Source organism: Alteromonas infernus, assembly GCF_902705815.1.
Genome location: NZ_CACSIG010000063.1, coordinates 97,594 through 116,232, shown reverse-complemented (window position 1 = coordinate 116,232; position 18,639 = coordinate 97,594). Strand labels below are relative to the sequence as shown.

Here is an 18,639-nt window from a genome sequence, read left to right as displayed (position 1 = left end):
CTTTCAACCTGACGGGTTTGCCAGCTTCGCTGGGCAAACAAAAAAGCCTAAACACACTGTCGTGTTTAGGCTTTTCTATAGATTAAACCATTGCTAATAAGACCCTTTTTTAGAACATAATCAGTGCTAGCGCACGGTCTTTACTACTGCTCACTCAACCGTCGTCATTAAGGCACTAACACCATCTTGCCTTTTACCTCTCGATTCATAACTTTAGCCATGGCTTTGGTCGCTTGCTCTAATGGCAGCGCTTCATCTACCACCACTTTAACTTTGCCTTGCACATACCAGGTAAGAAGCTCTTGCATATTTTCAGCGAACCCTTTCGGGTCGTGCTGAGTAAACGAACCCCAGAATACGCCCATAACTGAGTAACCTTTAACCAAAGCAAGGTTAACCGGAAATTTAGGTATCTCACCACCGGCAAAACCAACGACAAGTAACCGTCCTTCCCATGCCATGCTTCGGCTACATACGTGAAAGGTATCGCCACCCACACATTCATAAACGACATCAGCGCCTTTCCCGCCAGTTACTTCTTTCAGCGTTTCTTTTAGGTCTTTTTCTTTGTAGTTAATTAAAACATCAGCCCCGTACTCTTTAGCAAGGGCAAGCTTTTCTTCCGTTGAGCAAACGGCAATAACTTTAGCGCCCATTATCTTGCCTATCTGCACAGCCGCCAAACCAGTACCACCAGCAGCACCGGTTACAACCAGTGTTTCACCAGGTTGCAGCTTCGCGCGCTGTTTCAAAGCGTGATGCGCTGTTGCATGGGCAGTTACAAGGGCTGCCCCTTCATTCACATGAATAGGGTCAGGTAATGGCATAACATGGGTTGCTGGAATAAGTGCTTTTTCTGCATAGCCACCTAAGTTAGAAAGCGCAATAACGCGCTGACCTTCTTTTAGATGACTCACACCCTCGCCCACTTCGGTGATTGTACCCGCCACTTCGTTACCCGGAATAAATGGGAAGTCGGGCTGCATCTGATACAAACCCTGCACTAAAAGCCCATCAGGAAAGTTAACCCCTGCCGCTTCTACATTAACAACGACATGGCCCTTTTTTACTACTGGGTCTGCAACATCTTTAAATTGAAGGTCATCAAGTGGACCAAAGGCTTCACATACAATTGCTTTCATACTGTCTCCAGTTTTTTGTTCGACCCGTAAGTTGAGTTCAGCGAATACAGGCCGTTAAATGGGTTATATTTCGTTTATTCGCTATGGTGTATGGTTTTATTAGCAATTTGCGCAAGCGGGCGCACCATTGCACCTAGCTGCATGGCTTTTTCACTTGATGCATTACCCTCGTGTGCGCGCTTTACTACACCTTGTAAAATAGCGGCTAATCGGAAAAAGCTAAAGGCAAGGTAAAACGTCCAATTATCGATAGCGTCAATACCTCTGCGCTGGCAGTAGGTATTTATGTATTCCTGTTCACTGGGAATGCCTAACTGCTTCCTATCTAGCCCTCCTAGACCAGCAGCATGCGCAATATCAGACGGAAGGCGCAGCTGCATACATTGGTATGCTAGATCGGCATACGGATGCCCTAGGGTAGATAACTCCCAATCCAAAACGGCAACAACCTTTGGCTGTTCGTTGTTAGACATATCAAACATCATATTGTCTAAACGAAAATCACCGTGAACTAAAGACACCTGCCCATCGTCTTCAGGTAAATTCGACTCGAGGTACTGAATTAAACTTTCAATTTCTTCGATATGCTCTAATTCAGACGCTCGGTACTGCTTTGTCCAGCGACTTAGCTGACGTTCAAAGTAGCTGCCCGGTTTTCCGTAATCATGTAAACCGGCATTTTCGATATCTACACTGTGAAGCGCGGCCAGCACGCGGTTCATTTCATCGTACATAGCACCGCGAGTAGCACAAGACGCAATTTCAGGTAGCGCACTATTCCAGTAAATTTCACCTTCAACAAAGGCCATTATGTAAAACATACTTCCGATAATGCTGGTATCTTCACACAAATGGTACACTTTAGGCACCGGCACATCAGAGCCTTGCAGAGCGTTAATAACCCGGAATTCCCGGTCTACCGCATGGGCTGATTTTAACAGTTTGCCCGGAGGTTGACGGCGTAATACATATACGCCGTTATCCGTCGTTAACTTAAACGTTGGGTTTGACTGTCCGCCTGCAAACTTATCAGCACTTTCTACGTGGCCAACACTGGGGCATGCCTTAGCAAGGTATGAATTTAGCTCCGCCAAATCTATTGCATGGGCGTTTTTAGTATTGTCTTGAGACACACTTACTCCTTAGGCATTTTTTTCAGCAATCAGGTTACGCCCAAGCTGCATCATATGAACCTCGTCAGGGCCGTCAGCCAACTTAATTGTGCGTGCATAGGCATACATAGCAGATAACACGAAATCCTGACTGGTTCCCGCCGCACCGTGCATTTGAATCGCTTGATCAATGACTTTACACGCCATAGTAGGTGCCACTATTTTGATGGCAGCAATGATGTCTCGCGACACTTTGTTCCCATAGCGGTCCATCTTGTCTGCCGCTTTTAGCGTAAGTAACCGCGCTTGCTCAATATCACAATGCATTTGCGCAATGTTTTCTCTTATCGACTGCTGTTTAGCTAACGGCTTACCAAACGCCACGCGTTGTTCAACACGCTCACAGGCCATGTCTAATGCACGCTGGGCGCATCCAATTAAGCGCATACAGTGATGAATTCGACCCGGGCCCAAACGGCCTTGTGCTATTTCAAAGCCTCGCCCTTCACCGAGTAATAAATTTTCAGCCGGTACGCGTACCTCTTCGAACAATACTTCAGCATGACCTACAGGCTCGTCGTAATAGCCCATTGCGGCCATTGGGCGAACAATGGTTACGCCTTTGGTATCCATAGGCACCAGAATTTGTGACTGCTGTTGGTGACGAGGCGCATCGAAGTCTGTCTTACCCATTACCACCATAATTTTGCAGTTTTCGTTCATCGCTCCGCTGGTGTACCACTTACGACCATTGATCACGTATTCATCGCCATCGCGCTTTATCGAAGTTTCAATGTTGGTGGCATCACTCGATGCTACAGCCGGCTCAGTCATTGCGAACGCTGAGCGAATTTCGCCGTTTAACAAAGGCTCTAGCCATTGCTTTTTATGACTGTCGTTGCCGTATTTGGCTAATACTTCCATATTGCCGGTGTCAGGTGCGCTACAGTTAAATATTTCAGCGCTGAATAGCACGCGCCCCATCTCTTCACAAAGGGGCGCGTATTCTGCGTTAGTAAGCCCTGCACCATAGGGTTTGTACTCTTCTGGTAAAAACAAATTCCAAAGACCGGCGTCTTTGGCACGCTGTTTCAGCGTTTGCATCATTTCAGGCGTTTTCCAACGACCTTCGCCGTTGGTCGCTGAGCTATTTTCTACGGCGTGAATATATTCCTTTTCAATTGGATACACTTCGTCTTTCATAAACGCTTTTAGCTTTTCTAAAAGTGCTTGGGTCTTTTCATTATATTCAAAGTTCATAATTGCCCCATTTAGCTGTAGGTAATGGCGTGCAACCTGTCAGTCACATCCAGGTGAGGTACGCTGTTGAAGTTATTTAAATGAACACCTCGCGCATTAGCGAAGCATTGCGAAAAACTGGCGTTTCGTATCTGCAAGTTCATATTCACAACCGTGGCTGAATCGTAGCCAAGTATATGTTTAAGCATCATGGCAATAGCGCCCCCAGAACTAACCACTAATACCCGTTTAGCGTCGGTACTTTTAAGGTGAGTGAGCATTGAATGCACTCTATCTTCAAACTGTCCCCAAGTTTCATCGAGCAGATCGTGGGCAAGTTCGTCTTGCGACCACGCAATCATGGCTTTTTTGAGCAGCCGGTAATATTCGGATGGCGACGCCCCTTCCGGCACTTTCGCTTCTGGGTAACGGGTTAAGTACGCTTTGGCTAGGGCTTGAAAGTTAAATTCATTTAGCGCACTGTTTACCGATGCTTCGGGTAATGTGTATCGGTTTGACGCTAGGCCAGCGGCTATGCCGTCTTTGGTTTCGTGATGGCGCACCATATCGCCAGTGAAGACTTCATCGAAATGAATATCGCGGTGTTTGAAATAATCCCCAAGCCAAATGGCTTGCTGCCCACCTAAGTCGCTAAGTTTGTCATAGTTAGCTTTACCAAATGATGCTTGACCATGGCGCACTAAGTAGATGTCTGTCATACCACTGCCTGATGTTATTAATATGTTAACTTGCTTTCACCATACTAAGGAAAACAGCAATATAAGTTTAATTGATATTTTGAATGAGTATGCATCAGGTGAAACTATTCGCTGAAGCGAGTTGAGTATTTTTGATACGTTCAAAACAAAATTTGACATGCATGAGACCAAGTACGTGCAATTTTAGTGCTTAAGATTGTATATTAATGCAGCATTAGTGATGTCGTATGGATGTAGACAAAGGAAAAGTGTAAGGGATTGCGCGTAATTGGACGCGACCTCGTCGTGATAAGTTTTGCTGGAAGCGCACGGCTTCCCCATTCAAAAGAAACAAAATGAAATCGCCTAAACCTGCTCTGCCTACGTTAAATAAAATCACATTTTACCTATTGGGTGCGCCTTTACTCGTGGCTATACCTATTCTGGCTTATGCAGAAGTTGATGATGTTTCTCAACCCACTACGAGCACGCTTGAGCACATTGTTGTTCATGCCCAGAAAACACCGCAGAATTTGCAGGATGTGCCAGTGGCAGTTACTGCGTTATCTGGCAAGGATTTAGTCGAAACCGTAAGCAGAGATGTGTTTGACCTTCAAAATTACGTGCCTGCTTTCGGCGCGTTTCAAAACCAAAGTGTAACTAACTCAGGCTTTTCTATACGAGGTATCGGTACTTCTTCACAAAACTTTGGTTTCGAGTCTTCTGTTGGACTCTATGTTGATGGCGTTTATCGCTCTCGGCAGAATGCTCTTATCAATGATGTAGTCGATATTGAATCGATAGAAGTTTTACGCGGCCCGCAGGGCACCTTGTTTGGCAAAAATACTGCGGCGGGGGCCATGACACTTACCACTACTCCCCCTTCCCATAACGATCGCGACGGTTTTGCTGAAGCCATTGTCGGGAACGATGCGCTTGTGCGCTTAAGCGCCGGCTCGTCCTTTTCACTTGTTGAAGATATTCTGGCGCTTCGCCTATCCGGCTTCACGTCGCACAGCGACGGCTTTATTACAGACGAAGAAAGTGGAAAAACGCTTAACAACCGAAATCGCTCTGCTATCAAAGCGCAGTTGCTGTATACACCTAGTGACAGCGTAAGCGTAAAGGTAATTGCCGACTATGGCGAGTTAGACGAACGCTGCTGCGGCGCTCTTACCTACCAAAACAATATACAAGCAAACCAAGTAAAGGGTAAGTTCGGTACTGATGCGTTACTTTTACAGCCCCCTTTTAACGCCACGGTATATGGGCGCGAAGACTTTTACCGTTTCAATACGTCGCTGTCTCAAACACCCATTTCTCAAATGGAAGATAAAGGCCTATCGGTTCAAGTTGATTTCGATATAAATAAGGCGTGGCATTTAGTAAGTATAAGTGCCTATCGGGCATTTGACAGCCTAGACTCGGTAGATACTGACTTTTCTAACGCGGATTTACTTAATGCGACCAACGATGCGCAGCAACAGTCGTTCTCTCAGGAGCTAAGGCTTCACTATCGCAGTGGTGTACTTGAAGGACTCATTGGTGCCTACTATTACAGTCAAAATTTAGACCTTACTTTTGATACAACAACTCAGGCCGATTTCAGTGTGTTTTTTAATGCGGTCGCAGGTGACTTACTCCCAATAGCAAGCGCTATAGATAAACTCAATGCGCTAACCTCTGGGCTTATTGCCCCTTCTGCTTCTCCAGCGCCACCCAACACCGCTTTTATACATAATGCAGATCAAGAGCAAGACAGTTTTGCAGTGTTTACTCAATTCGATTGGCGGTTTAGCGATATGCTAACCCTGACCTCGGGGTTACGATTTACGCAAGAAAAGAAAACAATTAAAGGCCAATTTGATGAACAAGGGCCAGGGATTGTCGGCATGGAACAAGTTCCTACAAAGTGGCCGAATATCAACAGCGCTCTCCTTGGCTTGCAAGAAATTGGGGCCGCATTGGCGCAAGGGGACTTTCCTTCACAAAGTTCGCTTAACGCCATAGCCCCCTTCCAACGAGCGGGCTGGGGTTACTTCTTTTTAGGCTCAGCTGCCGTAATGCCCCGCCCAGATTTGAATGAAAGCATAGATGATGACCAGCTCACAGGTACAGTAAAGCTAGCTTACCACCCTCAAGACAACACCTTAGCGTATGCAAGCTTCGCCACTGGCTATAAAGCGGGAGGGACTAACACAGATAGAATTCTTCCGGGCCTAAGCCCGCTATTTAATGCAGAAAAATCTCGAAGCACTGAAGTCGGTATAAAACACGACTTTGAGGACGTCGGCCTTAGGGTAAATGCGGCGGCGCACTACACAAAAATTCAAGATTTTCAGGCAACCACGTTTACTGGCACTGGGTTTAACTTGCAAAACGCGGGAGATATCGCGGTTAAAGGTATTGAGCTAGAAGCAATGTGGCTAATCACATCAAACACTGAATTACACGCTAACGCATCGCGCACGCTTGCTAATTTTGACGAGTTTAAACAAGGCACGTGTTGGGTGGCTTACACCTGGCACACCGGCATCGACGACCCGGGCCGGGTTAATCCTGGCGATCCGTTTTGTGCAAGAGACGGCGATCGCGTGGGGTTCGAGCCGCAAAATTCTCTATCACTGATGCTTAACCACCATTTTGCGCTTGGTAATTACCCGCTTACCGCCAGTATTGACTATCAATACACAGGTGATGTTTTTCTTGATGATGCCAACGACCCTTACAAATACTCAGGCGCATTTTCGCTGTTTAATGCAAGATTACGCGTGAAGATTACTCAATGGGACAGCGAAATCATAGCGTGGTCGCGCAACCTATTCGATGAACAGTACGTTGCGCGAAGCGGTTTCGACGTGCCGGTACAAACCGGCAAAATCATGGCCTATCCCGGCGCACCAAGAAGCTTTGGCGTGACTTTCAGAAAGACGTTTTAACGCTTTAAATTCGTAGGTTTCGTGTGAAAAACAGCGTGGCACTGTGCTATCACAGACAAGGCAATGTGCTCAGGCAGTTCGCCACCAATATCGAAGCCCGCGGGACTGGCGAAGTACTGGCTAAAGTCGGTGTCTTGAATGCCCGCTAAATCCATAATTTCTTGCTTGCGATGAAGGGGCCCTAACATGGCCGTATAGGTTAACGCGCGTTTACTCAGTACTTGCAAGGCTTTGGCGTCTATTTCACGGTGGTGCGACATCAGCACGGCAGCTTGAATGTTATGCTCGCTTAAGTGTAAGCGCAAACCTTCAACAGATGGGTCTTCTATTAAATAATTAACCTCGGGGAAATGCTCAATTCTGGCTTGGGCGGGCCTTGGGTCCCAAAGGCTTACCAAATACCCTTGAAGGCTGGCAAGGCGCGTCATAAAGGTAGCGTCATAGCCCCCACCAATAACAAGCAGGTGAATAGGCGGAAGCATTAGTACCGATAAAGTACGCTTTCCCTTGATGGTTTCAAGCGATGCCTTCCTTGGTTTAGCATTCGAATACTCTACTGCCTCGCACACGCCTCGCGTGCCGTCTACCGTACAGGCCCACTCGCACGCATTGCCATTTGTTAGCGTTTTACTGACCGCATCAAGAGAAAGGTACTGATTGTCTTGGTTAACCGGTACAAGCGATAGGTGCACCACGCCACCACAACCTACGCCCAATTTAAAGGCGATATCTTCTTCATCTTCATCATCGTAAACCGCCGTGCGACTCACACCATCAGTCATTACCCGCTGCGCTTTTTTAACAATGTCACTTTCTAAACACCCACCACTTAAAATACCAAGTTGATGGCCCGCATCGCTGAAAAGCATCATGGCGCCCGCTTTTCGATAGCAAGACCCCTCAGTCTTAAAAATGAAACCAAGCACCCACTTGTGCTTATCTTTTAGCGGTAGCCACTGCGACAGCAGATGATTAACGTGATTGCTCATAATTACCCTAGCGCTTGTTTAAACTGCTTATTACTGCGATGCTGCTTCTTTGATAAATGACGCAAGTGTGGCTGGCTCTTGTGCCCCCGCTACGCCCTGATTGCCAATCACAAAGGTAGGAACACTTTGAATTCCTCGCTGCATCCACAGTGTTTCTTCTTCACGCACAACAGACGCGTATTTACCGCTTTCTAGCACTTCGCTGGCCTGTGACTTATCAAGCCCTGCCCCTGCGGCAAGCTTTACTAGCACGGCATTATCATTTATGTCTTTGCCATCGGTAAAATAAGCGCTAAACAAACTTAGCTTCATCTGTTCTTCAAGCCCCTTCTCGGCTGCAAAGTGAATAAGTTGATGGGCTTTAAAGGTATTTTGCATGCGAGAGTCGTCGTCGAAATTAAACGCAAAGCCTAAGCCTTTGCCTGCTTCTACAAGGCGTGCTCTATTCTGCGCGCTTTGTTCTGCACCAATGCCATATTTCTCCATTATATGCTCACGTAAGTTCTGTCCTTCTTCAGGCATGTTTGGGTTTAGCTCGAAGGGGTGAAACTTAATGTCGACTTCAATATCGTCAAGCGCTTTAATGGCTTCTTGTAAACGCTGGTACCCTACGATACACCACGGACAAACCACATCGGACACCATATTTACGGTCACTTTCTGCATATTTGCTCTCTTTTATTGAAATCGTTATTACTTAGTTAAGGTTAGTAACTAGATAAGGCTAGTAACTAGATAAGGTTGGTAACAAAATGAGGTTACTAAAAGAAACTTCAACCCCAAGGGATGCTTTATTTAGAGCTGCCGTAGAAAAATAAATTATCGTTTTAATCGCTCTAGCGCATGCTGTGCCCACAGATGATATCCCTCTGCAGACGGGTGAAAGCCGTCTTCTGCCATTAGCCCACTTTGCTGAACACCTTGAACCGAACCCGTTACCTTAAGCGCTGGTACATAAAGCACTTCAGTGTTAGCCCAATTTACAACACACTGCTCAAGCACTTGATTTAGCAGAAGCGCCCTTAACCCAAGTAGCGCCCGCAAAGGCTGGGGTAGTGCGGGAAAACTGTGGATTGGTGGCAGCGCGGTAAACACGATTCGTTGGCAGCCGAATTTTTGGGTTAATAGCTTATGCACAATTTCTATATTTTTTCGCCAGCGGGCTATTGAAACAAACTTAGTGACATCGTTTACACCAATAGAAACCAATGCTGATGCGAAGCTTTCAGCAGGTAGTCCATGTAGAAGCGCTATCACATCTTCACTTTTATAACCCGTTTTGGCATGTAGCGATACGTGGGTGGGGCTATGCTTAGACAAGCCAGCATACAGCAGCCCTGATAGCGCACGGTGCTGTGTATCAGCCCCAACGCCCGCGGCCGCTGAGTCGCCCACAACTAAAACACGATTTGATGTTGCCTTAATGTTTTTAAAAGCGGCAAATACCCGCTCCCCCCTAGGCTCAGGCAGCACTTGCGTTTTTTTGCGAACCCAAAGCCCCTGTACCAGAATTAAGGGCATAATCAAAACTGTAACTATATTTAACGCAAAAACCTTGAAGTAGATCAAAACAAGCCCCTGCCTTATTCATTATGCTAAATCTATATTGGTGAATAACCACCAAGATGGTTCAACATAAGTGTAGATAAAAAATGAACACCATTGCTATAAAACAACTTCGCGATAATTCCACTATAACCAAATATGCGCAACATGCACCTCGTTATACCTCGTACCCTACTGCACTTAAGTTCGAATCGCTAAAAGAAGATTTATCCCCTCACGCGCTAACCGTGTCTAAAGCGAAAGCCGTGAGTTTGTATGTGCACATTCCTTTTTGTAAAACGCTTTGCTATTACTGCGGCTGCAACAAACTTGTGACTCGGCACAACGAAAAGGCAGACGACTATTTAGACTACTTAGAAAAAGAGATAGTTTCTAAGCGTTATTTAGCAGACGATAAGCCTGTAGTTTCGCTGCATTTAGGCGGTGGGTCGCCCAGTTTTTTAAATAAAGTTCAGCACACTTTTTTAATGTACCTTTTGAAAAAACATTTCACGTTTGAAGTAGGCGCTGAATTATCTATTGAATTAGACCCAAGAAACGTTGATAAAACCTATTTACAAAATCTGAGGGGCTTGGGCTATACCCGTATCAGCTTTGGCCTTCAAGACACTGACTACAACGTGCAAAAAACAATAAACCGTGTTCAAAGTACTTCGCATATCGCAGATTTAGTGTCCGAAGCCCGTACTTTAGGTTTCGAATCGGTGAATTTGGATTTAATTTACGGCCTGCCTAACCAATCAGAAGAGACTTTTGCATCTACCATAGCTGCAACTAAAGCCATGATGCCAGACCGTATCTCGCTCTTTAGCTACGCTCATCTGCCAGAGCGCTTTGCCGCACAGCGAAAGTTTGCGCCAGGAACTCTTCCTAGTAGCGAAGAGAAAGCAGCCTTGTACAACCTTGCTGTAAATGGCTTTAAAAAAGTGGGGTATGAAATGATTGGGCTGGATCATTTTGCGTTACGCAGCGATTCACTCGCCATCGCTAAGCACAAAGGTAAGCTTCACCGAAACTTCCAAGGCTATACTTTGCGCGGAGATACCGACCTAATTGGCGTCGGCGTGTCTGCTATTAGCACAATAGGTAATGCTTTTACTCAAAACGCCAAAGATTTGAAAGAGTACTATAAACGTATAGACAGACAATTACCCTCAGCCAAAGTTGGGCTTTCGTTAACACCAGACGACCTCGTTCGTCGTGATGTAATATCAAGCTTGATGTGCAACCTGTCTGTAGATAAACAGAGTATTTCCAGCAAGCATCATATTATTTTTGACGAGTACTTTTCAGAAGCATTAAGTAATTTAGAGCGTCTTGCAGACGATGGAATCATTGAAATTTCGGCGCACCACATACGGGTACCAGAACATGCTCGGATATTTATTAGAGCGGTATGTACCCGTTTTGATGCCTACCTAAATGCGACTGAAACGCTTAGTAATTACTCTAAGGCAATTTAAATCGGGCAATCACTTTATCGCCAACATTTAAGTTGAGGCGCGATAAAGAAATATGACTAATACTTGCGTAAAGTGCTTGGCTGTCATTCTCTAAAATAAGCTTCAAAAGCACTTTACCGCCCCATGTAACTTGCTGATGCGACTTTTTGTTTTGGCTAGAAGTGAGCCGTACAGGCTCAATACTTGTTATCGTGCAAGGTAGCGCATTTAAAATGCTAACCGTGCTCGCGCTGTTAAATCCTCCCACATTAATATCTATGCTCACATCGCAGGCTTTTACCGCAAAACGTACTGGCGCAGGCCCGTTATCCTGCTCTGGGTTACTCACCTCTGTAATGCTGTGTGCCCTGTAAGCGCTCTTAGTATTTTCCATGTATGATATTGCTTCTTCTGTAACAAATACCTCATGACCTGCAACCATAATTCGGGTTATGCCGTGCATATTTTCAACTTGCGTAACGCTTTCAGAGCACTTATGCCCCTCTAATACGGCTGAAGGTATTGCAACCCCTTCTTTTTCGAATACTTGAGAAAGCACATCTGTTGTCGCACCGCAAAGCGATACCTTACCTTGCTCTACATAAACCAGTTCATCACTAAAGAGTGCTAAATCATCTAAATCATGAGAGATAACAAAGCAAGTAAGCTGGCCAGACACACACAGAGTATTTAAGAACTGATAAATTTTGCGCCGGGTAAAAATATCGATGGCGCTTAGTGACTCATCTAGCAATAAAACGGAAGGGCCATTCGCCAAAGCCCGCGCTATCGCCACACGCTGTGCCTCCCCCCCTGATAGTGAATCAATAGGCTTTTCTAAAAGGTGCTCGCAGTAACACCCTTTTACACACGCCTCTACTGATAAGGGGTTGGGGCTAGCATGACGCTGCGCCAAGGCTAAATTACCCCGCACGTTAGTATGCGGAAACAACATGGGCTGCTGAAACACGATACCTATCTTTTCAAAAGACCATGATTTAGCCACCTTGGCGCGTTTTTCTACGCCGGCTAAAGCCCGAAAAAGGCTGCTTTTACCCGCCCCGGAAGGGCCGGTAACGCCAATGAAACGGCTTGCGGGCTGAAGCGTTATTTGGGCATCAATTCTGTTAGGCAAGAAAGCGTGAATTTCCATATCAACCCTCGCCCTTGTTTGGGGCGGAACGAGGTATTTGTGACCTGCTGCCGAAATGGCTCGCAATGCCATTAAAACGGTAAATGGCAGCTAGCAGCACAAACGAGAATACCAAGAGTGCTATGGCAAGATTATGCGCTTTTTCGTACTCCAACGCTTCGACTTGCTCGTAAAGGGCTATGGAGAGCACTTGAGTTTCGCCAGGAATATTCCCGCCTATCATCAGCACCACGCCAAACTCACCGATGGTGTGGGCAAAGCTTAACCCCAAGGCAACGATAATGGGCGCTTTGCTTAAGGGTAATACAATTCTCACAAATGCTTCGGTTGCCGAAAAGCCCAACGTTTTAGCCACATCTAAATAACGAGCGTCTAATTGAGAAAAGCCACCATAAAGGGGCTGAAGCGCAAACGGTAAAGAATAGAGAACCGAACCTAACACCAAACCTTCAAAGCTAAAGGCCAAATTACTTCCCGTTAAGGTATGCCACCCCTGACCCAAAGCACTTTGCGGTGAGAATGCAATGAGTAAGTAAAACCCCAGTACCGTAGGTGGAAGCACTAACGGCAGCGCCAACACCGACATAACAAACGGCTTGGCTTTACTATGCCAGTTCGCTAAAAACCATGCCAAAGGTAAGGTAACAAGCAACAGCAGGCCACTGGTGATTAGCGCCAGCTTAAGCGTAAGCCAAATAGCGTCAAAGGCATATACTCCAAAGAATTCGCTAAGCGCGTTCATCCATGCGCACCGTTAAGTTCAAAGCGAGTACGCCCACGGGCATCTAAACTGCCGGCTTTACCAGTTAGGCTGCCTATTTCAGAAGCAGCCTTTACCGGTGTGTTAGCGTTATTTTCTATTTGCCTTTCTGCATGGGGTTGTATGTCGAGCAACGCAGGCTGGTAACCCCACTCGGCTAACCCGTGCTGTACCCCTTGCGACATCAAATACTGCACGAACAAACTCGGCGATGATACGCCTTCGGCCTTCGTCATATCAAACCGAGTTAGCTCACTTGTTTTGGCTTGATTTGGGGTTCGGGTTTCAGTTTGCGCATCAAACACGTTAGGCGAAAGCGTTGCTGCCGTTTTAGCATTAATTACAAGCGACTGAACAATAGGTTGGTATAAGTTTTCTGGTACAGGAATAATAACCGTTGTAGCGCCCTTGCCGTCAGCGATGCTTTTATCCGAGGTTGGCGAACTCATATTCGGTAAATCAAGCGCCAGCGAATATGCCACGAACGCTCCTCTAACGCTGCCGGTGGAATAGAACTGCAGGGTTTGCAGTACATTTTTACCCATCACTCTGTGTGGTAAAACGTGCTGCCATAGCAATAAGTTTTGTAGGGTTTGTTGCGCGGCTTCGCCGTAAGGCGCCAGTTTAGGGTTGGCAATGGCAATTTTGCTACCTGGGGTCTCAGTTAACTGAATAAGCTGTTGACTAAGCTGTTTTGAAAGTTGTGCGTTTATCTTACCCTCTAACGGCTTACCTTGCCCGCCAGCCTGCGCTTTTTGCTCTCCGCCCTGCTGATTTTCAGCCGTGCGCCGAGCTTCTCTGGCAACGCTTTCGTAGCCATTAGCGTTAGCGCTAGCTGGCAGCTTACCGGTATATACAAACGCCAGCTTGCCTTTGGCATAATCTACCACATTACTTTCATGTACTAGATTGTTGTTAACCAGTGCCTGTGGCCTGGCACGGTCTGCCGACAAAAACACATCGAACGCGGCTCCATGCTGAATTTGAGCGTACAGCGTTCCGCTAGAAGACACGGTTACCGCGACGTCTATGCCCGTAAGCTGCGTAAACTGCTGGGCAATGCTTTTTAAAGGTTTAGCGAAGTTTGCCGCTACGGCAACGTTAATTTTATCGTGCCGTTTAACCGATAATGAAGGGTTTTGCTTATCGGCACTAGTGAAGAGTTTCGCACTTTTTGTGTAGCTGTCCGTTTCTGTAGCGCTAGCAACGGCGCTAGCGCTTGTTAAAACTACCACGTTTATGAAAACAGACACGCTTATAAATCGCATAGAGCAAGCGCGGAATATACTGCTCACGACACTAAAAACGAAAGGATAGCGCCTTGTTAATAAGCGCTTAAAACCTACAACCACCATTATTTTTTAAGCATCCACTTAAGCGCAGATTTATCGTCAGACGCTTTTGCAGCAACCCACTCAGAGTTATCGCCTTTAAACTCTTTTTTCCAAAGCGGGACAGACTGCTTAAGCATATCCATTAAAAAGCTGGCGGCATCAAACGCCGCTTGGCGATGTTGGGCAGCAGCACCTACCCATACAATTTGCTCGTTATTATAAATGCGCCCCACTCTGTGTAGCGCGCCAGCACTGTTCAGTGAAAAACGTACTACCGCTTGTTCAACCAGCTTCATCAGCGCTTTTTCTGTCATGCCTGGGTAGTGCTCTAGCTCAATGCCGTCTATATCGCCTGCGTTATTGAAATCTCGCACTAGCCCAGTAAAGGTAACAATAGCGCCTGTATTGCCGCTTGCTCTTTCGTCTGCCGACTGTTTTAGACGAGCATACAATTCGCCATGATCGAAATCTGCATCTTGAACAAGTGCGAACATAACTACCCCCCAGTTACAGGTGGAAATAGCGCCAGTTCGTCACCATCGCTAAGTACGGTATCGGTATCGCAAAGCTCTTGATTACGGGCAGTCAGCACACTGCCTTCTAAGGCTAAGGTCCACTTGTCGCTGCGAGTTTTAAGCTGCGATATCACGGCTTCAATGGTGCTACTATCACTTAGGTTAAGCGCAATGTTATCTTCACCCGTGATCTCTCGGGTTTGCGCAAATGTTTTAACCGTTATCTGCATAGTTCGCCTTTTGGTATATTCCGTTAACGTCATTGTACACGTCTACGTGCAAGCGCTAGCTTTGTTCCAACGTTTTTACTGGATAACTAAGCCTGTTGTCGATCAGATTGCCAGTGGCCGGTTTTACCGCCTTTTTTCTCCAGTACCCGGACCCCTTCCATATGCATGCCAGGGTCGATGGCTTTGCACATATCAAACAAGGTTAACAGCGCCACATTAACGCCCGTGAGCGCTTCCATTTCAACACCCGTTTTACCGCTTAGCTTGCAATAGCAGGTGGCTTTAATTCGGTTTTGTTCAGCCTGAATGTCAAAATTGATATCCACCTTTGACAGCGCCAGTGGGTGACAAAGAGGAATAAGATCGGCGCAGCGTTTCGCCCCTTGGATACCCGCTACTCGGGCAACAGCGAAGACATCCCCTTTTGCAATTTTTGCTTCAGAAATTTGTCGAATGACGTCTTCGCTTACGTACAAGAACCCTTCTGCTGTGGCTTCTCGCTTGGTAACGTCTTTGTCGCTAACATCTACCATGTTGGCTTCGCCACCAGCGTTTAAATGACTAAAGGTACTCATGCTTCCACCAAGTGCTTTACAAAGTTACACGGCCTAAAGTCGGCATCTAGCTGGCTAGCAATGATTTTTTCCCACGCCGTGCAACACGCGGCGGTTGAGCCTGGCAAGCAGAAAACAACGGTATTGTTTGCAAAGCCAGCTACCGCACGAGACTGAATCGTAGACGTACCAATTTCTTCATAGCTAATTTGGCGGAATAGCTCACCAAAGCCGTCGACTTCTTTGTCGAATAATACGCTAATGGCTTCTGGCGTTGAGTCGCGATGCGTAAAGCCTGTACCACCGGTAATTAATACCGCGTGAATATTCTTGTCGGCAATCCACTTCGACACCACGGCGCGCTGCTGATAAATATCGTCCTTTACTAAGTCGCGGTCGTAAAGGTTATGGCCAACCGAGGTAAGCGCCTCTTTCAGGTAATCTCCTGACTTGTCGTTTTCGAGGGTGCGCGTATCTGAAATAGTAAGAACGGCAATGTTAAGGGGTTGGCTGACAGCTGACATATGAAATCCTAATTTGATATGCGACATTTTGGCGGTTTTTGATAAAGTACCAGCCAAAATACTATTTGGTAATCACTTTATAAGGGTGCATGCCATGAATTCAACAACTAAGTTGGCATAAACTATGTCTAAAAGCCTAACTAATCAGCAGGCTATGCGCTATAACCGCCATATTGTGCTTCCCAAAATAGACCTAGACGGTCAAGAAGCGTTACTAAACGCCAATATCTGTATCATTGGTATTGGCGGGCTTGGCACCGCGGCCGCCACTAGCCTTTGCGCAAGCGGCGTGGGCTCGCTTACGCTTATCGACCACGACACGGTTGAGGCCACCAACCTGCCAAGGCAAACCTTGTTCAGCGAACAAGATGTCGGGGTAAATAAAGTAGAAGCTGCAAAAGCACGACTTCACGCAATAAATAGCGACTGTGACATTACCGCAATAGCAGAACCGTTTTCAGCGCCTAACGCAGCTAAGCTATCCCCAACGTCAAAACAGGCTATAGAAGGTGCCGACGTGGTATTAGATTGCACCGACAATACCGACTCGCGAGATTTAATAAACGTATTGTGTTTTGAATTAAATACTCCGCTTGTATCGGGCGCAGCCATTCGCTTTGAAGGCCAGCTTTTCGTAGCTATACCCGGTGAAAGCCGTTGCTATGCATGCTTACGAACGCTATTTGCATCGCCCGATTTAAGCTGTGTTGAAGCAGGTATATTCTCGCCTGTAGTAAACATTGTTGGTACTTACCAAGCCATGTTAGCTATGCAAGTATTGATGGATTTCGATAATATCCCTAAAAACACGTTAATGACGTTTGATGCTTTGTCGCACGAGTGGCGAAACTGGAAGCTACCTAAAGGCGTGAACTGCGAGCTATGTGCTTGCTAACTATACGTACTTCCGCAGCATTAATGATAAAAGCTGTGTTTAAAAGCAGCATCTTTAAACAAAGAATAAGACAGAAAATAGGTTGATTTAAATGACAACCCAAGTAGTAAAAAAACACATGGTAGTGGCGCAAAACGCGTCTGGCCGTAACATGAACGTGCCAATTTATCGAATGAAGGGCGCGCGCCCTGGCCCCACCGTGTACATTCAAAGTTCTATTCACGGTGCTGAAGTGCAAGGTAACGTGGTTATTTACCATCTTATTCAGCGCTTAAAAGACATAGATATTTGCGGTGAAATTATCCTAGTACCCAACTGTAATCCCATTGGTACTAACATTAAAGCCGGTGAGTACACGTTAGGCCGCTTCGACCCTGTAAACGGTACAAACTGGAACCGGGGTTACTTCTTCGACAAAGGTGCAGTAGAACATTTCGCCAAAACCGTCACACGCGAAGAGTCGATAGATGGTATTAAGCAGCGTTTTCGCGCGCACTTGTCGAACGCTATCGACAACAAATTGGCCGAGCCGTGGGGTTTGGGCCTAGCGCAGCAGCTAAACCTTAAGCTTCAGCAAATGGCGGTAAACGCCGATTTCGTGTTAGACCTTCACAACGGGCCGGTGTCTACCCGCCACGTTTATATACCTGAATACGCCAAAGACAGCGCCAAGCTATTTAATATTCCCCACTGTATTTTTATTCCAAACGTATTTGCAGGTGCACTAGACGAAGCCACCTTCTGCCCATGGTGGACACTTCAAGAAAGTATCAAGAGTAATTTAGAGCGCGAAATTAGCTTTAATGTAGAAGCTTTCACGCTAGAAATGGGTAGCCAAGAGGTTATCGACTTTAACGAGGGTAACATAGACGCCACTAGCATTCTCAGCTACTTAAACGCCAAAGGCGTGCTGCATGAATGCGATATTAAACCGAAAGCAATGCAGCGTTTAAGCGTGTATTTAAAAGACTATAAAACCCTGTTCACCAACTGGGGTGGCATGGTGGAATACATGGCAAAACCCGGACAAACCGTGAAAAAAGGCGAACCGCTAGCGCAGATTTTAAATATTGATGATCTCGACACCGACAATGGCAGCAGAACGCTAGAAGCGCCTTGCGATTTGATCCCTATTCTGCACTTCCCGTCGGCTTCAGTATTGAGCGGAACGCAGCTTTACAAGGTGTTTACTAATTATATGGAGTTGTAGTTTTTTATAGGCAAGTTGATGGAGTAAAACGTTAATTACAACATGGTTGATTAGAGTACGTAGAAACGTCTCGCGCAAGTTACTGGTTTATTTTTCGAATTCTGTCATGCCGTTCAATTTATTGTATTGAACAGCGGCGTTGTGCCTATCGATTGAACTCAAGGCGTAAAGCAGACATCTCATTTTCTTTCCTATGAACACGCCGAATATAGTTTTTAAGGGAAAGCGGGTGTTACTATGAAGTATAAGTAATAAGCTGTTAGCTGCCATGGCGCCGTAATGCACAACATCCTGTACATGTGCTCATTTCCGATCTAAACTTGTCCCATATAATGTA

The 18,639-nt window shown here is 46.2% G+C and carries 18 protein-coding genes; 4 read left to right on the top strand and 14 right to left on the bottom strand.

Translation table 11 applies throughout. The features are described from left to right. Window positions 1-167: 167 nt before the first annotated feature. From ACX5J7_RS15765 to ACX5J7_RS15750, 4 genes are all read right to left on the bottom strand, one after another. On the bottom strand, window positions 168-1,142 hold the full coding sequence (locus ACX5J7_RS15765) for an NADPH:quinone oxidoreductase family protein (RefSeq protein ID WP_498707484.1): 975 nt from the start codon (window positions 1,140-1,142) through the stop codon (window positions 168-170). A gap of 74 nt (window positions 1,143-1,216) precedes the next feature. After that, on the bottom strand, window positions 1,217-2,275 hold the full coding sequence (locus ACX5J7_RS15760) for a phosphotransferase family protein (protein WP_020746099.1): 1,059 nt from the start codon (window positions 2,273-2,275) through the stop codon (window positions 1,217-1,219). A gap of 9 nt (window positions 2,276-2,284) precedes the next feature. Next, window positions 2,285-3,514 (bottom strand): acyl-CoA dehydrogenase family protein, encoded by a 1,230-nt coding sequence (locus tag ACX5J7_RS15755; protein WP_278383265.1) that lies wholly within the window; start codon window positions 3,512-3,514, stop codon window positions 2,285-2,287. 11 nt (window positions 3,515-3,525) lie between these two features. Beyond that, on the bottom strand, window positions 3,526-4,212 hold the full coding sequence (locus ACX5J7_RS15750) for a histidine phosphatase family protein (protein WP_278383264.1): 687 nt from the start codon (window positions 4,210-4,212) through the stop codon (window positions 3,526-3,528). Window positions 4,213-4,547: 335 nt separating this feature from the next. Here ACX5J7_RS15750 and ACX5J7_RS15745 point away from each other — a divergent pair, with 335 nt between their 5' ends. Beyond that, window positions 4,548-7,130, top strand: a complete 2,583-nt coding sequence (locus tag ACX5J7_RS15745) for a TonB-dependent receptor (RefSeq protein WP_498707482.1) — start codon at window positions 4,548-4,550, stop codon at window positions 7,128-7,130. Here the strand turns inward: ACX5J7_RS15745 and ACX5J7_RS15740 are convergent. The 3 genes from ACX5J7_RS15740 to ACX5J7_RS15730 form a co-directional block, all read right to left on the bottom strand. Next, window positions 7,127-8,119, bottom strand: a complete 993-nt coding sequence (locus tag ACX5J7_RS15740) for an XdhC family protein (protein ID WP_498707481.1) — start codon at window positions 8,117-8,119, stop codon at window positions 7,127-7,129. The two genes, ACX5J7_RS15745 and ACX5J7_RS15740, sit on opposite strands and share 4 nt — an antisense overlap. Window positions 8,120-8,149: 30 nt before the next feature. Further along, complete coding sequence (locus ACX5J7_RS15735) at window positions 8,150-8,785, bottom strand: DsbA family oxidoreductase (RefSeq protein WP_498707479.1); 636 nt, start codon at window positions 8,783-8,785, stop codon at window positions 8,150-8,152. Between the two features lie 153 nt (window positions 8,786-8,938). After that, window positions 8,939-9,640, bottom strand: a complete 702-nt coding sequence (locus ACX5J7_RS15730) for an SGNH/GDSL hydrolase family protein (protein WP_498707478.1) — start codon at window positions 9,638-9,640, stop codon at window positions 8,939-8,941. 131 nt (window positions 9,641-9,771) lie between these two features. Here ACX5J7_RS15730 and hemN point away from each other — a divergent pair, with 131 nt between their 5' ends. Continuing rightward, a complete protein-coding gene (gene hemN / locus ACX5J7_RS15725) occupies window positions 9,772-11,148 on the top strand; it encodes an oxygen-independent coproporphyrinogen III oxidase (RefSeq protein WP_287148647.1) in 1,377 nt (458 codons plus the stop codon). Here hemN and ACX5J7_RS15720 read toward each other — a convergent pair. The 7 genes from ACX5J7_RS15720 to moaB all read right to left on the bottom strand — a co-directional run bounded on the left by ACX5J7_RS15720 (window position 11,135) and on the right by moaB (window position 16,197). Continuing rightward, the gene (locus tag ACX5J7_RS15720; RefSeq protein WP_287148648.1) at window positions 11,135-12,280 is read right to left on the bottom strand and encodes an ATP-binding cassette domain-containing protein; all 1,146 of its coding nucleotides are present in this window, start codon (window positions 12,278-12,280) and stop codon (window positions 11,135-11,137) included. The genes hemN and ACX5J7_RS15720 overlap by 14 nt on opposite strands. Window position 12,281: 1 nt before the next feature. Continuing rightward, window positions 12,282-13,022 (bottom strand): molybdate ABC transporter permease subunit, encoded by a 741-nt coding sequence (modB, locus tag ACX5J7_RS15715; RefSeq protein ID WP_498707475.1) that lies wholly within the window; start codon window positions 13,020-13,022, stop codon window positions 12,282-12,284. Next, window positions 13,019-14,395, bottom strand: coding sequence for a molybdate ABC transporter substrate-binding protein (modA, locus tag ACX5J7_RS15710; protein ID WP_498707473.1), 1,377 nt, complete (start codon window positions 14,393-14,395; stop codon window positions 13,019-13,021). The genes modB and modA overlap by 4 nt, the downstream gene beginning before the upstream one ends. Further along, a complete protein-coding gene (locus ACX5J7_RS15705) occupies window positions 14,395-14,868 on the bottom strand; it encodes a molybdenum cofactor biosynthesis protein MoaE (protein WP_015067416.1) in 474 nt (157 codons plus the stop codon). The genes modA and ACX5J7_RS15705 overlap by 1 nt, the downstream gene beginning before the upstream one ends. A 2-nt stretch (window positions 14,869-14,870) precedes the next feature. Continuing rightward, a complete protein-coding gene (locus ACX5J7_RS15700; RefSeq protein WP_012519131.1) occupies window positions 14,871-15,119 on the bottom strand; it encodes a MoaD/ThiS family protein in 249 nt (82 codons plus the stop codon). A gap of 86 nt (window positions 15,120-15,205) precedes the next feature. Then, on the bottom strand, window positions 15,206-15,694 hold the full coding sequence (moaC, locus tag ACX5J7_RS15695) for a cyclic pyranopterin monophosphate synthase MoaC (protein ID WP_024016449.1): 489 nt from the start codon (window positions 15,692-15,694) through the stop codon (window positions 15,206-15,208). Next, window positions 15,691-16,197 carry a molybdenum cofactor biosynthesis protein B gene (gene moaB, locus ACX5J7_RS15690; protein ID WP_278383407.1) on the bottom strand — a complete coding sequence of 169 codons (507 nt, stop codon included), beginning with the start codon at window positions 16,195-16,197 and terminating at the stop codon, window positions 15,691-15,693. The genes moaC and moaB overlap by 4 nt, the downstream gene beginning before the upstream one ends. A 124-nt stretch (window positions 16,198-16,321) precedes the next feature. On the opposite strand from moaB, the gene ACX5J7_RS15685 reads away from it, so the two are divergent. Together ACX5J7_RS15685 and ACX5J7_RS15680 are read left to right on the top strand one after the other, a co-directional pair. Beyond that, window positions 16,322-17,092, top strand: coding sequence for a HesA/MoeB/ThiF family protein (locus ACX5J7_RS15685; protein WP_498707471.1), 771 nt, complete (start codon window positions 16,322-16,324; stop codon window positions 17,090-17,092). Between the two features lie 91 nt (window positions 17,093-17,183). Then, on the top strand, window positions 17,184-18,302 hold the full coding sequence (locus tag ACX5J7_RS15680; protein ID WP_485165744.1) for a peptidase M14: 1,119 nt from the start codon (window positions 17,184-17,186) through the stop codon (window positions 18,300-18,302). Window positions 18,303-18,639 lie beyond the last annotated feature (337 nt).